A 312-nucleotide genomic window follows, 5' to 3' on the forward strand; every position below is an offset into this window, starting at 1 on the left:
GTCGGGGATCCCGCCGACGTCGACGAGCTGCGGGCGCCGCCACCACACCGCGGACGCGTCCGTCAGGTCGGTGACGCCGCGCGCGTCGGCCACCCGCACCGCCGGCCGGTCCGCACCGGCGGGGTCCAGGGTGAGCGTCAGGTCGCGCCCGAACCGCGCGTAGTCGAGCAGGTACGCGTCCCGGCCCCAGGACGCCAGCCGGCCGACCACCGCGGTCGCGTCGACGTCCTCGGGGTGCGAGACGACGACGATCACCCCGCTCACTGCCCGGGGTCGACGAGCTGCACGGCCTGGTCGACGAGCGACGCCTGC

The 312-nt window shown here is 76.9% G+C and carries 1 pseudogene; it reads right to left on the reverse strand.

From position 1 onward, the window contains the following. A pseudogene (locus KVT14_RS20200) lies at positions 1-264 on the reverse strand (hypothetical protein); the annotation flags it as partial. Between the last annotated feature and the right edge of the window lie 48 nt (positions 265-312).

Origin of the sequence: Cellulomonas sp. GbtcB1, assembly GCF_019091725.1 — a bacterium.
In the GTDB taxonomy this organism is placed as follows: Bacteria; Actinomycetota; Actinomycetes; order Actinomycetales; family Cellulomonadaceae; genus Cellulomonas.